General features: G+C 68.3%; 19 protein-coding genes. 12 read left to right on the top strand and 7 right to left on the bottom strand.

Annotated features, from left to right (window positions below; all coding sequences use genetic code 11):
• Positions 1-45 precede the first annotated feature (45 nt).
• The 5 genes from DOE79_RS01420 to DOE79_RS01400 all read left to right on the top strand — a co-directional run bounded on the left by DOE79_RS01420 (position 46) and on the right by DOE79_RS01400 (position 8,030).
• Positions 46-1,398 (top strand): ABC transporter substrate-binding protein, encoded by a 1,353-nt coding sequence (locus tag DOE79_RS01420; RefSeq protein WP_181445845.1) that lies wholly within the window; start codon positions 46-48, stop codon positions 1,396-1,398.
• A 94-nt stretch (positions 1,399-1,492) separates the two neighbouring features.
• A complete protein-coding gene (locus tag DOE79_RS01415) occupies positions 1,493-2,452 on the top strand; it encodes a carbohydrate ABC transporter permease (RefSeq protein WP_120336965.1) in 960 nt (319 codons plus the stop codon).
• Positions 2,449-3,384 (top strand): carbohydrate ABC transporter permease, encoded by a 936-nt coding sequence (locus DOE79_RS01410; RefSeq protein WP_120336964.1) that lies wholly within the window; start codon positions 2,449-2,451, stop codon positions 3,382-3,384. Before DOE79_RS01415 ends, DOE79_RS01410 begins: the two co-directional genes overlap by 4 nt.
• Positions 3,385-3,386: 2 nt before the next feature.
• Positions 3,387-5,399, top strand: coding sequence for a beta-galactosidase (locus DOE79_RS01405; protein WP_120336963.1), 2,013 nt, complete (start codon positions 3,387-3,389; stop codon positions 5,397-5,399).
• A gap of 159 nt (positions 5,400-5,558) precedes the next feature.
• Positions 5,559-8,030: a glycoside hydrolase family 94 protein gene (locus tag DOE79_RS01400; protein WP_120336962.1), complete on the top strand. Its 2,472-nt coding sequence runs from the start codon at positions 5,559-5,561 to the stop codon at positions 8,028-8,030.
• A gap of 95 nt (positions 8,031-8,125) precedes the next feature.
• Here DOE79_RS01400 and DOE79_RS01395 read toward each other — a convergent pair whose 3' ends face one another.
• Both DOE79_RS01395 and DOE79_RS01390 read right to left on the bottom strand, forming a co-directional pair.
• Complete coding sequence (locus tag DOE79_RS01395) at positions 8,126-9,721, bottom strand: ABC-F family ATP-binding cassette domain-containing protein (RefSeq protein ID WP_120336961.1); 1,596 nt, start codon at positions 9,719-9,721, stop codon at positions 8,126-8,128.
• A 77-nt stretch (positions 9,722-9,798) separates the two neighbouring features.
• A complete protein-coding gene (locus DOE79_RS01390; protein ID WP_120340085.1) occupies positions 9,799-10,170 on the bottom strand; it encodes a hypothetical protein in 372 nt (123 codons plus the stop codon).
• Positions 10,171-10,249: 79 nt separating this feature from the next.
• Here DOE79_RS01390 and DOE79_RS01385 point away from each other — a divergent pair, with 79 nt between their 5' ends.
• Positions 10,250-11,140 carry a hypothetical protein gene (locus DOE79_RS01385; protein ID WP_120336960.1) on the top strand — a complete coding sequence of 297 codons (891 nt, stop codon included), beginning with the start codon at positions 10,250-10,252 and terminating at the stop codon, positions 11,138-11,140.
• Here the strand turns inward: DOE79_RS01385 and DOE79_RS01380 are convergent.
• On the bottom strand, positions 11,137-12,069 hold the full coding sequence (locus DOE79_RS01380) for a DnaJ domain-containing protein (protein WP_120336959.1): 933 nt from the start codon (positions 12,067-12,069) through the stop codon (positions 11,137-11,139). The genes DOE79_RS01385 and DOE79_RS01380 overlap by 4 nt on opposite strands.
• A 127-nt stretch (positions 12,070-12,196) precedes the next feature.
• Here DOE79_RS01380 and DOE79_RS01375 point away from each other — a divergent pair, with 127 nt between their 5' ends.
• Positions 12,197-12,844, top strand: a complete 648-nt coding sequence (locus tag DOE79_RS01375) for a DUF1345 domain-containing protein (protein WP_245977064.1) — start codon at positions 12,197-12,199, stop codon at positions 12,842-12,844.
• Positions 12,845-12,874: 30 nt separating this feature from the next.
• Here the strand turns inward: DOE79_RS01375 and DOE79_RS01370 are convergent, their stop codons facing one another.
• The 3 genes from DOE79_RS01370 to DOE79_RS01365 form a co-directional block, all read right to left on the bottom strand.
• The gene (locus tag DOE79_RS01370; RefSeq protein WP_120336957.1) at positions 12,875-13,723 is read right to left on the bottom strand and encodes an SMP-30/gluconolactonase/LRE family protein; all 849 of its coding nucleotides are present in this window, start codon (positions 13,721-13,723) and stop codon (positions 12,875-12,877) included.
• Between the two features lie 9 nt (positions 13,724-13,732).
• Positions 13,733-13,897, bottom strand: coding sequence for a hypothetical protein (locus DOE79_RS20405; protein WP_157109166.1), 165 nt, complete (start codon positions 13,895-13,897; stop codon positions 13,733-13,735).
• A gap of 85 nt (positions 13,898-13,982) precedes the next feature.
• Positions 13,983-14,690 carry an SOS response-associated peptidase gene (locus tag DOE79_RS01365; protein ID WP_162942561.1) on the bottom strand — a complete coding sequence of 236 codons (708 nt, stop codon included), beginning with the start codon at positions 14,688-14,690 and terminating at the stop codon, positions 13,983-13,985.
• Positions 14,691-14,792: 102 nt separating this feature from the next.
• Here DOE79_RS01365 and DOE79_RS01360 point away from each other — a divergent pair, with 102 nt between their 5' ends.
• From DOE79_RS01360 to cspE, 5 genes are all read left to right on the top strand, one after another.
• Positions 14,793-15,572 carry a hypothetical protein gene (locus tag DOE79_RS01360; RefSeq protein WP_181445844.1) on the top strand — a complete coding sequence of 260 codons (780 nt, stop codon included), beginning with the start codon at positions 14,793-14,795 and terminating at the stop codon, positions 15,570-15,572.
• Between the two features lie 4 nt (positions 15,573-15,576).
• Entirely contained in the window at positions 15,577-17,136 is a 1,560-nt protein-coding gene (locus tag DOE79_RS01355) for a DNA polymerase Y family protein (RefSeq protein WP_245977063.1), read from the top strand.
• Between the two features lie 70 nt (positions 17,137-17,206).
• On the top strand, positions 17,207-20,602 hold the full coding sequence (locus DOE79_RS01350) for an error-prone DNA polymerase (RefSeq protein ID WP_120336954.1): 3,396 nt from the start codon (positions 17,207-17,209) through the stop codon (positions 20,600-20,602).
• A gap of 10 nt (positions 20,603-20,612) precedes the next feature.
• Complete coding sequence (locus DOE79_RS01345; RefSeq protein WP_120336953.1) at positions 20,613-21,452, top strand: DUF3097 domain-containing protein; 840 nt, start codon at positions 20,613-20,615, stop codon at positions 21,450-21,452.
• 251 nt (positions 21,453-21,703) lie between these two features.
• Positions 21,704-21,907 carry a transcription antiterminator/RNA stability regulator CspE gene (cspE, locus tag DOE79_RS01340; protein ID WP_035840308.1) on the top strand — a complete coding sequence of 68 codons (204 nt, stop codon included), beginning with the start codon at positions 21,704-21,706 and terminating at the stop codon, positions 21,905-21,907.
• Positions 21,908-22,092: 185 nt separating this feature from the next.
• Here the strand turns inward: cspE and DOE79_RS01335 are convergent, their stop codons facing one another.
• Positions 22,093-22,572: an Lrp/AsnC family transcriptional regulator gene (locus tag DOE79_RS01335; protein WP_066595420.1), complete on the bottom strand. Its 480-nt coding sequence runs from the start codon at positions 22,570-22,572 to the stop codon at positions 22,093-22,095.
• Between the last annotated feature and the right edge of the window lie 70 nt (positions 22,573-22,642).

The raw sequence follows: 22,642 nt of genomic DNA, 5'->3' as shown, positions 1-22,642 counted from the left end.
GATCCCTTCCAACCAGAGTCCTTCCCAACCACAGAAAGAGTGATCATGAACAAGAAGGCACGGAGAACAGCAGTGGCGCTGGTAACCGGCGCCGTGTCGATCGGGATGCTCCTGACCGGGTGCACGCCCAGTTCCAGCGACAACGCCTCCCCGGAGACGGTCAGCCAGGACGACATCGACAAGGCGATGACCACGCCCACGAAGCTCACGTTCTGGACGTGGGTGCCCGACATCGAGAACGAGGTGAAGCTCTTCGAAGAGAAGTACCCCGACATCGACGTCACGGTCGAGAACGTCGGCCAGGGCCTCCCGCACTACCAAAAGCTCCGCAGCGCCATCGAGGCCGGCGAAGGCGCACCCGATGTCGCACAGATCGAATACCAGTACATCCCGTCGTTCGTGCTGAACGATTCGCTGCTGGACCTGACCGCCTACGGAGCGGACGACCTCTCCGGGGACTACGTCGACTGGGCGTGGAACCAGGTATCCCCGGGCACCGAGGTCTGGGCGATCCCGCAGGACGTCGGACCGATGGGCAACCTGTACCGCACCGACATCCTCAGCCAGGCCGGAATCACCGACCCTCCCGCGACCTGGGACGACTATGCGGCCGCCGCGAAGACCGTCAAGGACTCGACCGGCAGCTACATCTCGAACCTGGGCGCCACCCAGGCGGGCCAGATGATCGGGTTCCTCTGGCAGGCCGGCGTCAAGCCGTTCGGGTATGACGGCAAGGAGACCGTGAGCATCGACGTGAACAGCGACGAGGCCAAGAAAGTGGCGGACTACTGGACGAACCTGATCCAGCAGGACCTGATCTCCACCGACGTCGACTTCCAGGACCAGTGGTACCAGGGCCTGGCCAGCGGCAAGTATGCGGGCTGGCTCACCGCCGCGTGGGGTCCGATCTTCCTGCAGGGCACGGCCGAGGGCACGTCGGGCGCCTGGCGCGCGGCTCCGCTGCCGCAGTGGAATGAGGGCGACAACGTCTCGGGCAACTGGGGAGGTTCGTCCGACGCGGTGCTCGCATCCAGCAAGAACAAGATCGCCGCGTACGAACTCGCCAAGTTCATCAACAACGACGAGGCCTCGGCCATGAAGCTCGCGACCGAACAGTTCCTGTTCCCGCCGCAGGTGTCAGTGCTCGAGGACCCGGCGTTCGTGGACCAGGAGTCGGAGTTCTACGGCGGCCAGAAGGTCAACCAGCTGTTCGCCGAGATCTCGCAGACCGTCGACACGGACTTCCAGTGGCTGCCGTACATGGACTACGTGTACTCGACCTATGAGGAGACCATGGGCACCGTGATCGCCGCCAAGGGTGACATCGCCGCGGCGCTGGACACCTGGCAGGACCAGCTGGTGACCTACGCGACGGACCAGGGTTTCACCGTGGAGTGACCCGTCGGGCGCCCGCTGGCCGGCGGGCGCCCGTCCTTCCCCGCACCGCGTCGGCCGGTCGGCCGATCCCCCCCTTCACAGAAAAGGAGTCGCAATGTCGCACTCCCCCGCGCTCACCGCCGAGCACCCCGCCGGGCCGCCGCTGCCGAAACGTCCGACCAGCCCCGCCAAGCGCAAGCAGCGCCGTGCCGCGTACCTGTTCCTGCTGCCGTTCTTCGTCGTGTTCCTCTCGATGCTCGTCGTGCCGCTCGTCTACGCGGGCTACCTCAGCCTGTTCGAGAGCAAGCTGATCGGCGGGGAGGTCTTCGCGGGCCTGGCCAACTATGCCCGCGCACTCACCGATCCCGCATTCCTGGCGGGCCTCGGCCGGGTCGGCCTGTTCTTCATCATCCAGGTGCCCATCATGCTCGGCCTGGCCCTGTTCTTCGCCCTGGCGCTGGACAGCGCCCGCGCCCACGGGTCCAAGGGCATCCGCCTGCTGATCTACATGCCGTATGCCGTACCGGCGGTCGTCGCGACCCTGATGTGGGGCTACCTATACGGACCGGACTTCGGCCCGATCGCGCAGATCTCCCGGGCGGTCGGGCTGGGAACGCCGGACTTCCTCTCACCGGAGTCGATCCTCGGCTCCATGATGAACATCGTCACGTGGGAATTCGTGGGCTACAACATGATCATCATGTATGCGGCCCTCCGATCCATTCCCGGTGAACTCTATGAGGCCGCCGAGATCGACGGCGCCGGCCAGTTCCGGCTGGCCTGGAGCGTCAAGATCCCGGCCATCAGGCCGGCGCTCATGCTGACCTTGATCTTCTCGGTGATCGGCTCCTTCCAGCTCTTCGCCGAGCCGAGTCTGCTGAACGCCATCGCCCCCGATGCGATCACGAACTCGTTCACCCCGAACTACTACGCGTACAACCTCGCGTTCATCAACCGGGAGCTGAACTTCGCCGCGGCCATCGCCTTCCTGCTCGGAATCGTGATCGCGATCGTGTCGTACTTCGTCCAGCTCGGCGGGGAACGCAGCGAACGACGAGAGAGGAAGCTCTCATGACTTCTCGGGTCAGCCCGGCGCTCGTGACCCCCGGCGACGGCGATGAGGCGGTGACCCCGGGCCGCAGCAGGTCCCGGTACGCGCCCGGAAAGCGCCGGAGCATCCTGCTCACGGTTCTGCTCTGGCTGTGCGTGCTCTACTTCGTGCTGCCGCTGTGGTGGCTCTTCGTCTCCGCGACGAAGAACAACTCGGCCCTGTTCTCGACCTTCGGCATGTGGTTCGGCGGCGATTTCTCGCTCTGGGACAACCTGCAGACCCTCTTCACCGTGCGGGACGGGATCTTCCTGCGCTGGATGCTCAACACCTTCCTCTACGCGTTCGTGTCGGCGGCAGGCGCCACCCTCCTGGCCACCATGGCGGGGTACTCGTTCGCGAAATACGACTTCCCGGGCAAGAAGGTGCTCTTCAGCGCCACGCTGGGCGCGGTGATGATCCCGTTGACGGCTCTGGCCCTGCCCACCTACCTGCTGTTCTCGCAGGCCGGGCTCACGGACACCCCGTGGGCTGTCATCATTCCGTCCCTGGTGAGCCCGTTCGGGGTGTACCTCATGCGGGTCTACGCGGCCGACGCGATCCCCGACGGGCTGATCGAGGCTGCGCGGGTCGACGGCGCGGGCGAGTTCCGGATCTTTTGGCAGGTGGGCCTGCGTCTGCTGGGCCCCGGCCTCGTGACGGTGTTCTTGTTCTCCCTCGTGGCGACCTGGAACAACTACTTCCTGCCGCTGATCATGCTCAACAGTTCCAGCCTGTACCCCATCACCGTGGGGCTGGCCCAGTTGCAGTCCGCAGCCTCGGCCGGCGGCGGGTCCCAGGCGTTGTTCTCCACCGTGATCACCGGGTCGTTCGTCTCGATCCTCCCGCTGGTCATCGCTTTCCTGTTCCTCCAGCGGTACTGGCAATCCGGACTCGCCAGCGGCGGGGTGAAAGGCTGATCATGACGATTTGGTATGGCGGGGACTACAACCCCGAACAGTGGCCGACGGACATCTGGGACGAGGACGTGCGGCTGATGAACCGGGCGGGCGTCTCCCTCGCGACGGTGGGAGTGTTCTCCTGGGCCCGCCTCGAGCCCCGCCCGGGAGAGTACGACTTCGCCTGGCTGGACGGGGTGCTGGACCTGCTGCACGCCCACGGCGTGCGGGTCGACCTGGCCACCGCGACGGCATCGCCGCCGCCCTGGCTTGCCCTGCGGCATCCCGAGACCCTGCCGGTGACCGAGCAAGGCGTGCGGATGTCGGTGGGCAGCCGGCAGCAGTACTGCCCGAGCTCGCCCGTGTACCGGGAGCGAGCCCGAGAACTCGTGCGGCGCATGGTCGAGAGGTACGCCGACCACCCCGCCCTGGAGTTGTGGCACGTCAACAACGAGTACGGCTGCCACATCAGCCACTGCTACTGCGACGTGTCCGCCGCGGCGTTCCGCGACTGGCTGCGCGCGAAGTACGTCCGGATCGAGGAACTGAACCGGGTCTGGGGAACGGCGTTCTGGTCGCAGCGGTACGACTCGTTCGACGAGGTCTCCCCGCCGCGGGCGGCGCCCACTTTCCGCAACCCCACGCAACTGCTCGACTACGACAGGTTCTCCAACGACGAGCTCCTCGCCTGCTACCGGTCGGAAGTGGCGATCATCCGCGCCGGCTCAACGGTTCCCGTCACCACGAACTTCATGGGGTTCTTCAAGGCCGTGGACTATTGGACCTGGGCGCGCGAGGTGGACATCGTCAGCGACGACACCTACCCCGACCCCGCCGACCCCGACTCGCCGGCCTACGCCGCCATGGTCCGCGACCTCATGCGGTCCCTCGGCGACGGGGCGCCGTGGCTGCTGATGGAGCAGGCGCCGGGCGCCGTCAACTGGCGGCGACGGAACGCCGCCAAGTCCCCCGGGCAGATGCGCGCCTGGTCCTACCAGTGCGTGGCCAGGGGCGCCGACGGCATCCTCTTCTTCCAGTGGCGGCAGTCAGCGGTCGGCTCCGAGAAATTCCATTCCGGCCTCGTGCCGCACGGCGGAACCGACACCCGGGTGTGGCGTGAGGTCGAACAGCTGGGCCAGGAACTGGCGGCGCTGTCCGGTCGCACGGAAGACGCGGCCATCGCCGGGACCCGGGTGCCGTCGAACGTGGCCATCGCCCTGGACTGGGACAGCTGGTGGGCCCTCGAACAGCCGGCCTCCCCCACCGAGGTGTCCTATGTCCGGACCCTGTTCGCCTGGCACAGCGCCCTGACCTCGGTGGGGCTCACGGTGGACTTCGTCCGGGCCGATGCCGATCTGTCCGGTTACCGCCTGGTCGTCGTCCCGGCGCACTTCACCGCCACCGACAGTCAGGTGCGGAACCTGGCCGCTGTCGTCCAGACGGGCACCCTCGTCGTGGGGTTCGGCACCGCGATCACGGACGAGAACCTGCACGTACGGCTGGGCGGCTACCTGGGCGAACCGCTGCGGCGGGCCCTCGGTGTGTGGATCGAGGAGTTCGCCCCGCCGGCCGCCCCCGACCTGACCAACCTGGGCGCTGGGACCCCTCCCGAGCTCGTCCTCGACGGCGAGGTCTTCGGCGGCCCGGCGGCCGGCCGGGTCTGGGCCGAGTACGTGCGGGTCGAAGACGCCGAAACCGTCGCGACCTTCGCCGAGGGGCCGTTGAACGGCTGGCCGGCCGTCACCCGGAGGGCAACGGGCGGCGGAGCCGGCTGGTACGTCGCCACCCTCCCCGACCCCGGGGCCCTGCGCCGCCTGGCCGAACGAATCGTCCGGGACGCGGGCCTGGACCTGCCGGCCCCGGCGGCCCGCGGCGACCGGGTGGAAACCGTGCGCCGCGGCGGCTACGTCTTCGTGATCAACCACGGTGCCCACGAGGCCGAAATCCTGCTCGACGGCACCGATGCCCTGACGGGTGCGCGCACGCTCGGGTTGAGGCTGGCCCCTCAGGGAGTGGCCGTCATCCGCCCCGAGTGAGCCGCAGCCGGGAGGCTTGGTGGCTCCGGCATCCTGCTGCTAGAGTCGACGCAAGCGGTCGTGAGAGCGCTCTCATTTAGACTAGGTCCGGCTGCAACGGAGCATTCACGATAGTGGTGCGGAGCTGCAGGCGGTCCGGGATACCGAAAAGGTGCACGCATGAAGTTCGGCCACTTCGACGACGAAGCCAGGGAATATGTCATCGAGACCCCGTTGACCCCCTACCCGTGGATCAACTATCTCGGCAGCGAGGACTTCTTCTCGCTGGTCTCCCACACAGCGGGTGGTTACACCTTCTACAAAGACGCCAAGATGCGGCGCCTCACCCGCTACCGCTACAACGACATCCCCACCGACTCGGGCGGACGCTACTTCTTCATCAAGGACGGCGACGACGTGTGGACGTCCAGCTGGCTGCCGATGAAGAAGGACCTCGACTTCTTCGAGACCCGGCACGGCATGGGCTACACCCGCATCACAGGTGAGCGCGGTGGCCTTCGCGTCTCGACCCTGTACTTCGTGCCGCTGGGCGAGACGGCGGAGGTGCAGAAGGTCACGATCACGAACACCTCGGACACCGTCAAGACCTTCTCGCTGTTCTCCTACCTCGAGTTCTGCCTGTGGAACGCCCAGGACGACCAGACCAACTACCAGCGCAACCTCTCCATCGGCGAGGTCGAGGTGGACGGCAGCGCGATCTACCACAAGACCGAGTACCGCGAACGTCGCGACCACTACGCCGTCTACGGCGTCAACGCGGAGATCGCCGGCTTCGACACCGACCGGGAGACGTTCGTGGGCCTCTACGAGACCCTCGCCGAGGCCAAGGTGCCGCACGCCGGGAAGGCCGCGAACTCGATGGCCTCCGGCTGGTACCCGATCGGCTCCCACCAGGTCGACTCCACCCTGCAGCCCGGCGAGAGCCGCGACCTGGTCTTCGTTCTCGGTTACGTCGAGAACAACGCCGAAACCGGCCAGGAGAAGTGGGCCGACGACGCCAAGCAGGTCATCAACAAGACCCGCGCCCAGGAGTTGCTCGCCCGGCTCTCCACCACCGAGGCCGCGGACGCCGCCTTCGACGCCCTCGGCGTCTACTGGACGGACCTGCTCTCCGCATACACGGTGACGTCTCCGGACGACAAACTCAACCGGATGGTCAACATCTGGAACCAGTACCAGTGCATGGTGACGTTCAACATGAGCCGCTCGGCCTCGTACTTCGAGACCGGCATCGGCCGGGGCATGGGGTTCCGCGACTCCACCCAGGATCTGCTCGGCTTCGTGCACCTGATCCCGGACCGCGCCCGCGAACGCATCCTCGACATCGCCGCCACCCAGCTGCCGGATGGATCGGCGTACCACCAGTACCAGCCGCTCACCAAGCGCGGCAACAACGAGCTCGGCTCGGGTTTCAACGACGATCCGGCCTGGCTGATCATCGGGGTGGACGGCTATCTCAAGGAGACCGGCGACTACACGATCCTCGACGAGATCGTGCCGTTCGACAACAACGACGCCCTCGCCGAGACCCTGTACACCCACCTGACCCGGTCGTTCGAGTTCACTCTCAACAACCTCGGCCCGCACGGGCTGCCACTGATCGGCCGCGCCGACTGGAATGACTGCCTGAACCTGAACTGCTTCTCCACCACCCCCGGCGAGTCCTTCCAGACCACGGAGAACCAGGCCGGCGGGGTCGCGGAGTCGACCTTCATCGCCGCCCAGTTCGTTCTCGCGGCCGGCCAGTACGCGACCATCGCCGAACGCGGCGGGGACACCGTCCAGGCGGACAAAGCCCGACAGGCCGCCGCCGACATGAGCCAGGCGCTGCTGACCCACGGATGGGACGGCGACTGGTTCCTGCGCGCCTACGACTTCTACGGAAACAAGGTTGGCACCCACGAGGACACCGAGGGCAGGATCTGGATCGAACCGCAGGGCTTCGCCGTTCTCGCCGGTGTCGGCGTTGAGCACAACGACGATGGCACACCGGTGAAGACCAGCCCCGCGTACCGGGCACTGGATTCGGTGGACAAGATGCTGGGCTCGGAGCACGGTCTGGTGCTGCAGTACCCCGCCTACCGGAGCTACCGCATCGAACTGGGCGAGGTGTCGACCTATCCCCCGGGATACAAGGAGAACGGTGGCATCTTCTGCCACAACAACCCGTGGGTGATCATCGGCGAGACCGTGATCGGCCGCGGCGCGAAGGCGTTCGACCACTACCGCAAGATCACCCCGGCCTACCGGGAGGATATCTCGGAGGTGCACCGCACCGAACCGTACGTCTACGCGCAGATGATCGCGGGCAAGGAGGCCTCCCGGCATGGCGAGGCCAAGAACTCCTGGCTCACGGGCACAGCGGCGTGGAACTTCGTGACCGTCTCGCAGTACCTCTTGGGTGTGCGCACCGACTACGACGGCCTTGTGGTCGACCCGCAAATCGGTCCCGACGTCGCCGAGTTCACCGTCACCCGCCAGGCGCGCGGCGCGACCTATGTGATCACCGTGGCCAACTCCGGCCGCGAGGGATCCCGGGCGAGCCTGACGGTCGACGGGGTCGCCATCGAGGGCCGCACCGTGCCATACGCCCCGGCCGGCGCCACCGTGCTGGTGCGCGCCACGCTCTAGCTGCCACCAGCACCCAGGGCCAGGTCGGAAGACCCGGCCCTGGGCGAGTCTGGCGTGTCCCGTCCGCGGGTTGAGCTTGTCGAAACCCGGCCGGGTCAGGCGACGGCGACCTCGACCTCGCCCGGCTCGGCACCGGCACTGCCGAAGATCAGGCGGCGGTTGGCGATCTTGTCGGTGAAGAACCTGTCGTGGCTGACCACGACGACGGCCCCAGGGAAGTGCAGCAGCGCGCGCTCCATCACCTGCGTGCTCGACATGTCGAGGTGGTTGGTAGGTTCGTCGAGCAGCAGCACCGAGGCGCCGGAGAGCAGGCACTGGGCCATGGCGACCCGGGCCTTCTGGCCGCCGGAGAGGTTGCCGATCTTCTGCTTGAGGTCGGCCTCGGAGAACTGGAACATGGTGAGGAACCGGTTGACCGACTTCTTGGTGGCCGTGAACGCCAGGCTGCCCTCGAGCGCGTTCACGGCGTGGCTGACGGTGTCGGTGTCGTCGAGTTCGGCCAGCACCTGGTTGTAGGACACCATCCCGGCGCCCTTGGCCCAGTCGACCTCGCCATGGTCGGCGGACTCTTCCCCGGTGAGCACACGCAGCAGCGTGGTCTTTCCGCTGCCGTTGGCGCCGAGCACCACGATGCGGTTGCCGCGACGGATCTCGAAGCTCAGGTCGTTGAAGAGCACCTTTTCGCCATAGGCCTTGCTGAGCATCTCGACCCGGCAGAGCACATCCTTCACGTGCAGGCCGCCGTAGATCTCGGTGATGATCTTGTCGACCGGCCGCGGAGTGCGGGACTTCTTGATGGTGGCCAGCTGGGTGCCGAGTTTCCGGCTCGCGGCCTTCTGCGCCTCCCGCCGGTCGGCGATACCCTCGGACTCGAACGCGAGCAGCTCGGACTCGTGCACGAACTGCGCCTCCAGGGTCTTGAGTCGGAACTGCTTCTGCACGACGTACTCGCCGAAGTTGCCCGGGTACTCGTGCAGGTGGAAGTTCTCCAGCTCGATGATGCGGGTCACGACGACGTCGAGGAAGGTGCGGTCGTGGGAGACGATGACGGCGGCGCCCCTGAAGTCGCGGAACCAGTTCTCGAGCCATTCCACGCCGGCGACGTCGAGGTAGTTGGTCGGTTCGTCCAGCAGCAGCACGTCCGGTGCCTCGAGCAGGATCTTGGCCAGGGCGGCGCGGTTGCGCCAGCCGCCGGAGAGCTCGTCGATCGCGCACGTGCGGTGGGCCTCGTCGAAGCCCAGGATGGTGAGGGCCGCGTCGATGCGGCGCGGGTAGTCCCAGCCGTCCAGCCGGTCCATGTCCTCGAAGAGCTCGGACTGCCGGTGGATCAGGCGGTCCAGTTCAGCGCTGGCCGAGGAGTCGGCGGCTATGGCCGCGTCGATCGAGGCGAGCTCGGCCTCGACGGCCTTGATCTCGACGAACAGGGCGTCGAGCACCTCGGTGATCGTCGACTCGCCGTTGAGCTCGGAGAACTGGGAGAAGTATCCGATCTTCACGCCGTCGTCGACCGTGACCGTGCCGGTATCCGGCGTCACCTGGCCGAGGATCAGCTTGATCAGGGTGGTCTTGCCCGAGCCGTTGCGGCCGATCATGCCGACCCGGTCGCCCGGCTCCAGCCTGAAGAAGGTCTCGCGGAGCACCTGGGTGTTCTCGAAACGCACGGTGACGTCGTTCAGCCGGATCAAACTCATGGGTGCTGCACTCTCGCGGGGAAGTCGGGGAACCGTCGCCGATCGGCGTGGTCGCGGGGAAGAGGTGGGGCGCCGGCTCAGTCGGTCTGCGGTGCGGCGTCGACGATGCCGATGAACCGGCTGCCGATGCCATCGACCTCGCGGCGGCTGAGGCCGGGCTGCACCTCGGGGAGTTCGTCATAGCCGTGGTGGTCGCAACTCATGTAGGTGAACTCCGGCCACCACTTCTTGGGCCGGACCGCCTCAGTGAAGCCGCAGACGCTGCAGGTCAGGGAGACCCAGACGGGCTTCTTGCCGGTGCGGTTGGATCGAGACTGCACCAGCCAGGCCGGCGGGTTCGCCTCGATCTCGGCGAGCTGGGCCTCGGTCATGCGGCTGGGAAGGTCGTGGCGCTGCGCCATCTCGAGGGGTATGTCGAGGCGGAGCGCTGCTTCTCGTCTGGTAATCATCACGGTCAACGATAGGTGCTGGGCGCCGTCACCGGGCACAGCAGTCGGCATCCTCAGGGAGGAACTGGTTCAATGAACCATGCCTGAAACCGTTTCTCCCCTCGGCCTGCTCCTGGATGTCGACGGTCCGATCGCCAGCCCGGACACCCGCACCATCAGCACCCCGAGCATCATCACCGACCTCATCACCCTGGCCGGCGCCAATGTGCCGATCGGCTTCATCACCGGGCGCTCGGCCCAATTCATCAGCGAACAGGTGGTGACGCCGCTGGTCGCGGCCGGCCTTCCCCAGGAGATGCGCATGTACGGCGTGTGCGAGAAAGGCGCCGTCTGGTTCCCGATCACCGCCGCGGGCATGGGCGACATCGTCGTCGATGCCCGTGTGGCGCTGCCCGAGGTCGTGGCCGGCCGCATCCGGGAGCTCGTGGCCTCTGACTACGCCGACAGCATGTTCTTCGACGAGACCAAACTCGCCATGATCTCCGTCGAGCAGCGAACGGATGTGGACCGGGCACGCTACCACGTCGCCCAGGCGTCCTTCGAGGCGGCGGCCTATGCGATCCTGGTCGAGCACGGCCTCGGCGTGCGGTTCGGGCATTTGGTCTCCCCCGACGCGACCGGCGCGGTGCCGTTCCGCATCGACACCACCATCATCTCCACCGATATCGAATCGGTCGACCTCGACAAGGACCGCGCCGCCGAACGGGCCGTGGCGTTCTTCGCCCAGGGCGGGCCCCTCCCCCGGGTATGGCGCTCCGTGGGCGATTCCCGCAGCGACTACAAGATGGCCGATCACCTGTACGCGGCCGGGTTCGATGTCGCGCACGTGGATGTGCGGCCCGCCGACGGGATCCTCGACCGCGGGTACCCCGTGATCGTGGAAGGCGACCTCATCCACGACGAGGCGGGAGCGGCCTTCCTCGGCTACTGGGTGCGGAAGCTCGGCCTGGCCGAGACGGTGTCCGTCTAGTCTTCGACGAACCGGATACCGTTCTGCAGGGTGCTGCGCAGCTCGAAGACCTTCTCGAAGCTGCCGCGCTCCATGCCCGCGATGCCGTCCCGGAGCACGCCCACGAGGCGAGACCGCGGGATGACGACGACCATGGCGCGCCGGCCGCGGCTCGGCAACGAGAACGGTTCGGTCACGGCCTCGTCGGGAGCGACCACGATGAGCGCCGTGAAGCGTACCCGCAGGGACTTGGAAAGGATGCGCGCGGCCGCCGCGAACTCGCTCAGCGGTTCTTCCCCCGGCTCGAGGGCGTCGCCCACGAGCTCGCCCCGGCGCAGTTGCACCGGCGCGCCCCAGTCCTCCGAGAGGATCGCGAACAGCCCGGCCGGGCCGAGCACGACATGGTCGATTTTCTCCACGTCGCCCAGGGTGGCCACATCGTGCCAGGCCGTGTAGCCGATACCGAGACCAGCGATGAGTTGTGCGGTGGACTCCTCGGCGAGGGCCTTGGCGAGGCGGTGCCGGATCTCCCGCGGAGCGGAGCGGATCAGGTCACTGGCATAGGGGTCCTCGATGGTGGTGCCGCGTCCGGCCCACTCGCGCAGCAACGCCAGATAGCGTTGCCGGGAATGCCCGCCCGGGTGCCCGTACATGCGCGCCTTCACCCCGGTGGACGCCGATCGCGCAGTTGCCGGTCCGGCGGCCCTCCCGGCTCCCCCGGCATCCGTGGCGCCGGGATACCGGGCGCCGTCGTACGCGGCCCGGCTCGCCGGGCTGCCGATGCGTTCCCAGGCCAGCTGCACGGCGTGGAACGAGGCCGCGGAGCCACCGACGTCGGGGTGAGACTGGCGAAGTTTCCGACGGTAGGCGCGCCGGAGTTCTTCGTCGGTCGCCGACGGGCTCACGCCCAGCACCTCGTACGGGCTGGCCGCAGCCGGACTCTCTGACATTCGTGCGGGTCTCTTTCGGCCTGGATCGGGTGAAATGGTTCTACATCAGCCTAGCCAGCGTTTCTGGCATCTCGCCGACACGGTGGGCGCGGCCGCCAGGACGTGGATTCCGTGCGACGATCAGCGGGTGAAGACTTCAGCTCTCGTACCGCGGGTGCGCCGCTCCAGCACCCGGCTCATCGCCATGGTCGTCGTCGGCGCCGCTGCCGGACTCGTCACCGGACTGACCGGTGATTGGCTCCTGGCCCCCGCCATCGGATGGTGCGCCGCGGCCGTGTTCTACATCGGCTGGGTCTGGCTCGTCGTCGCGCGGATGGATGCGCCGACCACTGCCGCGCACGCCACCAGGGAAGACCCGTCGCGCGGCATCACCGACCTCCTGCTGATCCTGGCGAGCCTGGCCAGCCTGGGCAGCATCCTCATTGTGCTCCTGCAGGCGCGCGGGGCCCAGGGCGCGGGTCAGGCCCTGCTCGCCGCTCTCGCTGTGGTGAGCGTCGGGCTGTCCTGGGTGCTCGTGCACACCCTTTTCACCCTGCGCTACGCCTCGCTCTATTACGCCGAAGAGGAGGGCGGGGTGGACTTCAACCAGGTCGACCCGCCGCGCTATTCGGACTTCGCCTACCTGTCGTTCACGCTGGGGATGACCTTCCAGGTCTCCGACACGTCGCTCACGAGCACGGTCATGCGCTCGGCGGCCCTTCGCCACGCCCTGATGTCGTTCCTGTTCGGCTCGATCATCCTGGCGACCCTGATCAACCTGGTCGCGGGTCTCTGACGCCGGCCCGGACACGGTCCGGTCGGTGGATCAGCCGGCGAAGGTTCCGACCGGCCGGCCGGTGACGCCGGGAACGGCCGTGAAGATCGACCCCGCGAGGAGGTCCTCACCGTCGGCGACGCCTTCGCGGGAGGTGGTGATGTAGAGCCGGTCGAGGGCCTCGCCACCGAAGGTGCAGGCCGTGACCCGGTGGGCATCGACCTCGATGACGGTGTCGAGGACGCCGGCTGCGGTGTACCGGTGCACGGCTCCCCCGGCGTACAGGGCGACCCACACGCCGCCGTCGCTGTCGACGGTGAGTCCGTCGGGGTATCCGGTCTCCTCGGGGATGGTGACGAACGGCCGGAGACCCGTCAGGCCGGTTTCCGGGGACCAGTCGAAGACGCCGACCTGTCCGGTGGGCGTGTCGTTGTAATAGGCGAGCGACCCGTCGGGGCTCCACTCGAGGCCATTGGAGATCGTCACCCCGCTCAGCGCGACGGTGACCGACAGATCAGCGGCCAGCCGGTACAGCGAGCCGGCGCCGGTGCGCTGGTCATAGCCCATGGACCCGCAGTAGAAGGATCCGTCCGGGGCGCAGCCGCCGTCATTCATCCGCACGGTCTCGTCGCCCCAGACCGACGGCAGCGCACGCCGGGTGCCGTCCGCGTCTTCGAGCGTGAACCCGCGCTCGGTGGCGATCACGGCACCCCCGGCCGCACGCGGCCGGAGTGCGGCGGCGATGGCGTCGATGTGCCGACGCGAGACGGCTCCCCCCTCACCGAGGGTGAGGACGTCCCCGGCGAACAGGTCCACCAGGCGCAGCCCGCCCCAGGCCGGCGACCAGACCGGTCCTTCGCCGTGGAAGGTGATCGGGTCGGTGAGCTGCTCCGCGCGCACGATCGTGGACTAGTCGCGCAGCACGTGCACCGGAATGGCGATGGCGGCGCTGACCGCCAGGATGCCGCCGAAGAAGATCGGGCCCTGCCATGCGGTGACCGTGAAGGCCAGGCCGAACAGCCACAGGCCGACGACGAAGGCGGCCATCGCGATGACGAAAGAAAGAATGTGCATGGGCGGGGTCCTCTCAAGGGGGGTGCCGCGAAGGCGTTCCGGGCTCGCTTCGAGAGTACTAGCTCGCGCAGCCGGTGTCGCCTCGCTACGCGCTGTAGCCGACCTCGGTCTCCGGGCCGACGGCGTCGATGAGCTCAGGGGCGTCGCCAGTGATCGGAGCGACCTCGTAGAACGCCAGTCCGGCCGCTGCCTCAGCGGATGCCGCGACCGCTGCGTCGACGAGCGCCTGGTCGCCGTCGGCGTGCGGGTCCAGCCACCGGTCCCAGGTCTCTTCTGGCAGCACAACGGGCATGCGGTCGTGGATGCCGGCCAGTGCGCCCTGGGCCGGCCCGGTGAGGACGGTGGCCGTGAGGACCCAGCGGGCGGGATCGTCGTTGGGCAGGGCCGGGTTGCGCCACCAGGAGTACAGGCCGGCCAGGGCCAACGGCAGGCCGTCGTCCGAGTGCACGAAGTACGGTGTTTTCACGGTGCCGGCTGTGTGCCACTCGTAGTAGCCGGTGGCCGGGATGATCGCGCGAGTCTTGGCCAGAGCTGTGCGGAAGGTGGGCTTGTCCGCCACCGTCTCCGCACGGGCGTTGAAGGTGGCGAATGCAGCGTTGAGCTCTGGCGAGAATGTGGGAACGAGCGACCAGCGCGCCGATTCCAGGCGACGAAGGGCCGGATTCGTCTTCATCGATTCGAGCACGATGGGGATCTGCTCGGTCGGTTTGACGTTCCAGGACGGCTCGGGCAGGTTCTCGCCCTCGTGCTCCACGTCGAACATGGCGGCGAGGTCAGGCGCCGAATCGGTCATGATGAATCGCCCACACATAGCCTCAGGGTATCGTGCCCGGCAGGGGTGGCCCGGTTATCCACACCGGTTGACTAATTCGAATCTCTGTTCGAAAATAAGAGGATGTCCCTCCCGTTGATTTCGCACTCCCCCGAGGAGTCACGCGTTCCCGACCGGCGCGGTGACCGGCTGGGCGAGAGGGTCAGCGAGCTGCAGGCGCGCATCCAGGGCATGCAACGCGATCGCTGGGAGGCCCCGGGCCGGCCCGTCAGCGCGGGTCTCGCCCGGCTCCTGCCGCAGGGCACCCTGCGCACCGGAGCGGTCTACACTGTCGACAATTCCACCTCGCTCCTGATGTCGCTGCTCGGTGCGGCCGCCGCCGACGGCGGCTGGGCCGGCGTGGTGGGGCTGCCCGATTTCGGGGCGGAGGCCGCCACCGGCTTCGGGATCGACCTCGCCCGGCTCGTGCTGGTGCCCACTCCCGGCGACCAATGGCTGGCCGTGACCGGCGCGCTGGTAGACGTGCTGCCGTTCGTGGTCGTCCAGCCGGCCCGGCCGGTAGGTGACGCCGAGGCGGGCCGCCTCGGCGCCCGCTTGCGCCAGACCGGGTGCACCCTCCTCGTCGCCGGATCCTGGCCCCAGGCGGAGGCCTCCCTGCACGTCACCCGCACACGCTGGGAGGGGGTGGGCGCTGGGCACGGCTACCTCTCCGGTCGGGACCTCACCGTGGAGGCGGCCGTCCGCGCCGGCAGCGGTCGCCGGACGCCGGCACAACTGCACCTCCCAGAGGGACCCGCCGTGCCCGACGCCGCTGGTTCTGTTCGCGGGCCGGTTGCCGTGCCCGTTCGCGTCGCGGATGCCTCGGCACGGCACCCGGTGGCGGGACATCCGGTGGCGGGGTGAGACCGTGAATCGGGAACGAACCATCGTGCTGTGGATCCCGGACTGGCCGGTCGTGGCGGCGAGGGCGGCCGCGGCGCTGGAGATCGGCGTCCCCCTTGTGCTCCTGCAGGGCGGCCTGGTGTTCGCCGCCTCCGAGGCGGCCCGCCACCAGGGCGTGCGGCGCGGCCTGACGGTGCGGGAGGCGCAGTTCCGCTGCCCCGACCTCGTCGTGCAGCCCTACGACCCGGTGCTCGACCGCCGGGCCTTCGACCCGGTGGTCGACGGCATCGAGGCCGTCACCCCGGGTGTCGCCGTGTTGCGACCGGGCACCTGCGCTATCCGTGCCCGGGGGCCGGTGCGCTACTACGGCAGCGAGACCGCCGCTGTCCAGGCGGTGCTGACCTACCTGAGCGGCGTCGGCTTCCCCGACGCGCGGGCAGGCGTCGCGGACGGCCCGTTCGCCGCCGAACAGGCTGCCCGGCACGGTGCGCCGTCCGAGCGGATCCACACCATCGCCCCGGGCTCCTCTGCCGGGTTCCTCGCCCCGCTTCCGGTCTCGACGGTGGCCGATGCCGGGCTCGGAACCCTGCTCGCCAGGCTCGGCGTGCACACACTCGGCCAGTTCGCCGCCCTGCCTGCCCAGGATGTTCACCGGCGGTTCGGAGCCGCCGCGGCCCAGGCTCACGCCAGGGCCGGTGGACGGGAACGTGAAGAGATCGTTCCCCGCACCCCCGCTCCGGTGTTCGACCAGGGCAGGGAGTTCGAGCCGGCGCTGGAGCGCATCGACCAGCTCGCCTTCGCCCTGCGTGCGACGGCAGAACAGTTCGTCCGCATCCTGCGGGAGCACACCCTGGTCTGCACGGTCGTGACGATCCTGGTCGGCACCGACGACGGCCTCCTCACCGAACGCACCTGGCGGCATCCACGGTGGTTCACGGCGACCGACCTCATCGACCGGGTGCGCTGGCAGCTGCAGGGCGAGGGCCGCGCCAGTTCCGGCCTGTCGGCGGGCGTCGTGCGGGTGGTCTTCTCCCCCGACCGGCTCGACGCGGTGGCCAACCACGAGGCCGGTCTGTGGGGAACAGGCCCCGACGAACGCATCCACCATGCCCTCACCAGGGTGCAGGGCCTCGTGGGGCACGAGGGCGTCGTGACGGCCTCGGTCGGCGGCGGGCGCATGCTCGCCGACCGGCAACGCTGGGTGCCCTGGGGCGACGACGCGCCGGCTCCCGCACCCGGTGGCGCCGGAGTGCGGCCCTGGTCGGGCAGTCTCGGTGGCCTGCTTCCGTCGACGGTGTTCACTCGGCGGGTTCCCGTCAGCCTGGTGGCCGCCGACGGGCGGGACGTGGCCGTGGACGAGCGGGGGGCCGTCACCCATGCTCCGGACCGGTTCACCGATCGGCCCGCCGGCGCCGACCCGCGCCGGGTTGTCGCGTGGGCCGGGCCGTGGCCCGTGCAGGAGCGCTGGTGGGACGCCGGGTCGTCCCGGCGGGTGCAGCGGATGCAGATCGTCGAGGATTCCGGGGACGCCTGGTTGTTGGCGCTCGATGACGACGGGTGGCGTGCGGAGGCCCGGTATGACTGAGCACCCTGGACCTGGCCCCCTGTGACCGAGCCCCGTATGACCCACCCCGACCCAGCGAAGGAGACCCGCCGTGGGATTCGATAACCCGCCCATCCCGTGGTCGGAGCTGGAGCGGAAACTCTCCGACCGGCGCCCAGGCGGGCCGCCTCCGGCCGCCGATGGCGGCGACAGCCCGGCCTGGTCCCGGCATCGTCAGCCCTACGTTCCGGTCGAGCCCGTGCGGAATACCGAGCAGGCCGTCCCGTACGCCGAGCTCCACGCGCACTCCAACTTCAGTTTCCTCGACGGCGGCAGCTCCCCGGAGCAGCTCCTCGAGGAGGCCGCCGGGCTGGGTCTTCGCGGCCTGGCGCTCACCGACCACGACGGCCTCTACGGGGCGGTGCGCCTGGCCGAGACCGCCGAGAGCTACCCCCAGATCCGGACCGTCTTCGGCGCCGAACTCTCGCTCGACCTCCCCCGGCGTCAGAACGGGGTCCCGGAGCCGGAGGGCACCCATCTGGTGGTGTTGGCCCGCGGTCAAGAGGGCTACCACCGGCTGGCCGCAGCCCTCACCGAGGGCCAGCTGGCCGGCGGCGAAAAGGGACGACCCAGCTACGACCTGGACGACCTCGCAGCACGATCGGCCGGGAATTGGACGATTCTCACCGGTTCTCGGTCGGGGGCGGTTCGGCGAGCACTCGCCGACGGCGGGGAGACCGCCGCGGCCCGGGAGATCGACCGCCTGGTGGCGCTCTTCGGCCGGGACAGCGTGAAGGTGGAACTGGTCGACCACGGGCAGCCGCAGGACACCGTGACGAACGACCTCTTGGCCGGCCTCGCCGAGCGGGCCCGGCTGCCGGTGCTCGCGACCAATAACGTCCGTTACGCCCGCCCGTCGGATTTCCGGCTGTTCTCGGCCCTGGCGGCCGTGCGCGCCCAACGCAGCCTGGACGACATGGACGGCTGGCTTCCCGCCGGGCCCACCCGGCATCTGCGCAGCGGCTCCGAGATGGCGGAACGGTTCCGCCGCTACCCGGGAGCTGTGGCGGGCACCGTTCCTCTGGCCGACGACCTCGCCTTCTCCTTGCGCCGGGCCAGACCCCGGCTTCCGCAGCAGCACGTCCCCGAGGGGCACACCCCGATGAGCTGGCTGCGCGAACTGGTCTGGGCCGGCGCCGAGCGGGCCTATCCGGGCTACAACGACAATGTGCGGGATCGCTTGGAGAAGGAGCTGGCCGTGATCGAGGCCAAGGACTTCCCCGGTTATTTCCTCATCGTGCACGATATCGTCCAGTTCGCCCGCGGGCGCGGCATCCTCTGCCAGGGACGCGGCTCCGCGGCGAACTCGGCGGTCTGCTTTGTCATCGGGATCACCGCCGTCGACTCGATCTTCTATCGCCTCCCTTTCGAACGGTTCCTGTCCAGCCTGCGCGAAGAGGAACCCGACATCGATGTCGACTTCGATTCCGACCGGCGCGAAGAGGTGATCCAGTACGTGTATGAACGCTATGGACGGCTGAACGCGGCCCAGGTCGCCAACGTCATCACGTATCGGCCCAAGTTCGCCGTCCGTGACATGGCCAAGGCGCTGGGCTACAGCACCGGCCAACAGGATGCCTGGTCCAAGCAGGTGGAACGCTGGGGCGGCACCGTCAGCAGCGCCGACCACGACATCCCCGAGCAGGTCACCGATCTGGCCGGGCAGGTTCTGGGCTTCCCCCGCCACCTCGGCATCCACTCCGGCGGCATGGTGCTCACCGACCGCCCCGTCGGCGAGGTCTGCCCGATCGAACACGCCCGCAAGGAAAACCGCACCGTTCTGCAGTGGGACAAGGACGACTGCGCCTGGATGGGCCTGGTCAAGTTCGACCTGCTGGGGCTGGGCATGCTCGCCGCCCTGCAATACACCTTCGACCTCGTCGCCGAGTCCCTGGGCGAGACCTGGACGCTCGGCAGCATCCCACGCGAAGAGGCGGGCGTCTACGACATGCTGTGCCGCGCCGACTCCATCGGCGTGTTCCAGGTCGAGAGCCGGGCACAGATGGGAACTCTCCCGCGCCTGCAACCACGCCGGTTCTACGATCTGGTCGTTGAGATCGCCCTGATCAGGCCGGGTCCCATCCAGGGTGGCGCTGTGCATCCGTACATCCGGCGGAAGCTCGGCCAGGAACCGGTCACCTACTTGCACCCCAAGCTCGAACCGGTATTGGAGCGGACACTCGGGGTGCCCCTGTTCCAGGAGCAGCTCATGCAGATGGCCATGGCCGTTGGCGGATGCAGCGGCGAGGACGCCGATCTCCTGCGCAGGGCCATGGGCTCCAAACGCGGTGTGGAGAAGATCTCCACCCTGCGGGCCACCCTGTACGAGGGCATGGCCGGCAACGGCATCACGGGCGACCTCGCCGACGAGATCTACGAGAAGATCGAGGCCTTCTCCAACTTCGGCTTCGCCGAGAGCCACTCCATCAGCTTCGCCCTGCTCGTCTACGCCAGCGCCTGGCTCAAGCTGCACTACCCCGGAGCGTTCCTGGCCGCCCTTCTGCGCGCCCAGCCGATGGGCTTCTACTCCCCGCAATCGCTTGTGGCGGATGCCCGCCGGCATGGCGTTGAGGTGCTGCGACCGGATGTGCAGCTCTCCGGTACGGCAGCCGTCCTGGAGCAGGCGGCCGATCCCGCGGCCGGCGGTGGACGCGAGGCGTGCCTGGACTCTGAGCAACCGCCCGTTGCCGAGTACGACCGCAGCCGCCCGGCCGAAGACCGGGCCCACAGGCGGGACGGTGCCTGGGCGGTGCGGCTCGGCCTGGCCGGGGTGCGGTCCATCGGCACGAACGTCGCCGAGCGGATCGTGGCGGAGCGGGAACGTTTCGGCCCGTACCGGTCGATGAACGATCTGGCCCGTCGCGCCGGCCTGTCGGCGGAACAACTCGAGTCCCTGGCCACCGCCGGCGCGTTCGAGGGCTTGGGGCTCGAACGCCGGCAGGCGTTGTGGAGTGCAGGCGAGGCCGCTCAGGACACCGACGCGCACCTCGCCGGGTCGGTCGAGATGGTGCAGCCGCCCCTCCTGGCCTTGATGACCCCCGTTGAGCAGGTCGCCTACGATCTGTGGTCCACCGGGGTGTCCACGGACGACCATCCCATCCGCCACGCCCGTTCCAGGCTCGAAGCCCGCGGCGCCGTGCCCGCCGACAGGCTGGCCCGCGCCGAGAACGGCCGGCGCATCGAGGTCGGCGGCATCGTCACGCACCGCCAGCGGCCTGCGACGGCCAACGGAGTCACCTTCATCAACCTCGAAGACGAGACCGGGAATGTCAATGTCGTGGTCAGTGTGGGTGTGTGGAACCGCTTCCGGCGCATCGCCCGGGAATCTCCGGCCCTGATGATCCGGGGAATCCTGGAGCGCTCCCCCGAAGGCGTCGTCAACCTGATCGCCGACCGGTTCGAACCGCTCACCGTGGTGGCCCACACGTCGTCACGTGACTTCCGCTAGCGTCGATCCAGTGACTGATGACCGCTACTCGAATGACGTACTCGCCGACGGATGGCGAGAGGCCGGCCGCCGGGTCGTACCGCAGCAGGAGGCCGTCCGCGACCTCGTCGTGGAGGAGGTCGCCACCGGATTCTGCGGGGCGGTGATCCGCGTGGAGAAGAAGGTCGTCACGCTCGAGGACCGGTTCGGGAAGCTCCGCCTCTTCCCCCTGGGCGCCGGCTTCCTTCTCGACGGGGAGCCCGTGGTCCTCGTCCCGCCCCGGGCGAGTGCCCCGGTGGGCCGCGGACGTACCGCATCGGGATCTTTCGCCGTGGCCGATGCCCCGGCCCGGGTGGCCAGGGCCAGCCGGATCTTCGTGGAGGGCCGGCACGACGCCGAGCTCGTGGAGAAGGTCTGGGGCCCGGACCTGCGCATCGAGGGTGTCGTGGTCGAGTACATAGAGGGCGTGGACAACCTCGCGGAACTGCTCGCCGAGTTCAAGCCCGGTCCGACACGCCGCGTGGGCGTTCTCGTCGACCATCTGGTGCCGGGCTCAAAGGAGAGCCGGATCGCCGAGGCCGTCGCCCGTGGACCGCATGGACGTCACGTCCTCGTGGTCGGCCATCCATACGTGGATGTGTGGCAGTCGGTCAAGCCCGCCCGGCTGAATTTGACCGCCTGGCCGCAGATCCCCCGCAGCATCGAATGGAAGCACGGCATCTGTCAGGCACTGGGCTGGCCGCACGAGGACCAGGCCGATATCGCCCGTGCCTGGCAGCGGATCCTGGGCCAGGTGCGTACCTACGCCGACCTCGAGCCTGCCCTGTTGGGCCGGGTGGAGCAGCTCATCGATTTCGTGACCGTCGATTGATCCGGCGCATCCGTAACATTTGGGCATTTCGGCCAGAATTCGTAACACTTTGATCCCTTTTTGGCACAGATCTCCACGCGGACCGAGCGATGTGGGCTAGTGTGGACGAAGTAGTTGTAGTGCTTGCACGTCTAAAAAACGTATGGACTTCGGTCGGTACGGGCTTATTCCTTTCGGAAGCGGACGACGAATACCGCGACGAACGGCCTCGAAAGTCGGGGCCTTTCTAACACTCCTGGAGGAGTTTCATAATGGCAACAGGTACCGTGAAATGGTTCAACGCTGAAAAGGGCTTCGGATTCATCGCTCCCGACGACGGAAGCGCCGATGTCTTCGCGCACTACTCTGCGATCGCTTCGAACGGCTACAAGTCGCTCGACGAGAACCAGAAGGTCGAATTCGAGGTCACCCAGGGCCCCAAGGGTCCCCAGGCTGAGAACATCCGCGCCCTCTAAATAGAGCCGCTTCAGCTCAACATAAGCTGCGATAACGCCCCCGCTTCGGCGGGGGCGTTATTTTTTTAACTCCCGGCGCACGCAGAATGCCCCCGTTCGGACCTGTGCACCCGGAACACCGGGTGCAGTTGTCCGAACGGGGTCCAGGTGGAGTATGGCGCGGGAGCGCGGGTGCCCTGGTGGTCTTATTTGACCAGGTCCTGCCAGCCGTCGCCGTCCACGTACTCGAAGATCAGGTTGGTCTCCGTGTGCGCAACGGCCGGATGCTCGGCCAGGTGCTCGAGGACGAAGTCACGCAGGTCGGAGGCGTCCGCCGCCGCCACGTGCAGCAGATAGTCGTCGGCGCCGGCGGTGTGGAAGAGACCGATCACGCCGGGCCAGTGCGGAGCGGCGCTGCGGAAGTCGTCGATCTGCTCGCGGGCGTGCTTGGCCAGACGCACCGAGATCAGTGCCTGCAGCGACGCGCCGAGGGCGGCCAGGTCGATGTTCGCCCGGTACCCGCGGATGTGGCCCAGCTGCTGCAGACGGCGCAGCCGCAACGACACCGTGGACTCGGCCACTCCGATCTCGGCGGCCAGGGCGGCGCCCGACGCCCGGGCGTTGACCGAGAGTGCGCGCAGCAGGGCCCGATCTACCCGGTCCAGGTCGGCTTTCTTGGAATCCATACACGCTCTCTTTCGTTGCGCGCCAGTTTATCGACCATTCTTCGACCCCAACAGCTCCCCCTGCACCAAC

The sequence above is a fragment of the Cryobacterium soli genome, from assembly GCF_003611035.1.
GTDB classification, from domain to species: Bacteria; Actinomycetota; Actinomycetes; order Actinomycetales; family Microbacteriaceae; genus Cryobacterium; species Cryobacterium soli.
The sequence above is the reverse complement of the archived record's forward strand: the minus strand, read 5'-3'. Positions and strand labels throughout refer to the sequence as shown.

What these genes read in the sequence shown, in the direction of transcription:
- DOE79_RS01420 (WP_181445845.1), top strand. Translation starts at nt 46, where the DNA reads ATGAACAAGAAGGCACGGAGAACAGCAGTGGCGCTGGTAACCGGCGCC.
- DOE79_RS01415 (WP_120336965.1), top strand. Translation starts at nt 1,493, where the DNA reads ATGTCGCACTCCCCCGCGCTCACCGCCGAGCACCCCGCCGGGCCGCCG.
- DOE79_RS01410 (WP_120336964.1), top strand. Translation starts at nt 2,449, where the DNA reads ATGACTTCTCGGGTCAGCCCGGCGCTCGTGACCCCCGGCGACGGCGAT.
- DOE79_RS01405 (WP_120336963.1), top strand. Translation starts at nt 3,387, where the DNA reads ATGACGATTTGGTATGGCGGGGACTACAACCCCGAACAGTGGCCGACG.
- DOE79_RS01400 (WP_120336962.1), top strand. Translation starts at nt 5,559, where the DNA reads ATGAAGTTCGGCCACTTCGACGACGAAGCCAGGGAATATGTCATCGAG.
- DOE79_RS01395 (WP_120336961.1), bottom strand. Translation starts at nt 9,721, where the DNA reads ATGAGTTTGATCCGGCTGAACGACGTCACCGTGCGTTTCGAGAACACC.
- DOE79_RS01390 (WP_120340085.1), bottom strand. Translation starts at nt 10,170, where the DNA reads ATGATTACCAGACGAGAAGCAGCGCTCCGCCTCGACATACCCCTCGAG.
- DOE79_RS01385 (WP_120336960.1), top strand. Translation starts at nt 10,250, where the DNA reads ATGCCTGAAACCGTTTCTCCCCTCGGCCTGCTCCTGGATGTCGACGGT.
- DOE79_RS01380 (WP_120336959.1), bottom strand. Translation starts at nt 12,069, where the DNA reads ATGTCAGAGAGTCCGGCTGCGGCCAGCCCGTACGAGGTGCTGGGCGTG.
- DOE79_RS20405 (WP_157109166.1), bottom strand. Translation starts at nt 13,897, where the DNA reads ATGCACATTCTTTCTTTCGTCATCGCGATGGCCGCCTTCGTCGTCGGC.
- DOE79_RS01365 (WP_162942561.1), bottom strand. Translation starts at nt 14,690, where the DNA reads ATGACCGATTCGGCGCCTGACCTCGCCGCCATGTTCGACGTGGAGCAC.
- DOE79_RS01360 (WP_181445844.1), top strand. Translation starts at nt 14,793, where the DNA reads ATGTCCCTCCCGTTGATTTCGCACTCCCCCGAGGAGTCACGCGTTCCC.
- cspE (WP_035840308.1), top strand. Translation starts at nt 21,704, where the DNA reads ATGGCAACAGGTACCGTGAAATGGTTCAACGCTGAAAAGGGCTTCGGA.
- DOE79_RS01335 (WP_066595420.1), bottom strand. Translation starts at nt 22,572, where the DNA reads ATGGATTCCAAGAAAGCCGACCTGGACCGGGTAGATCGGGCCCTGCTG.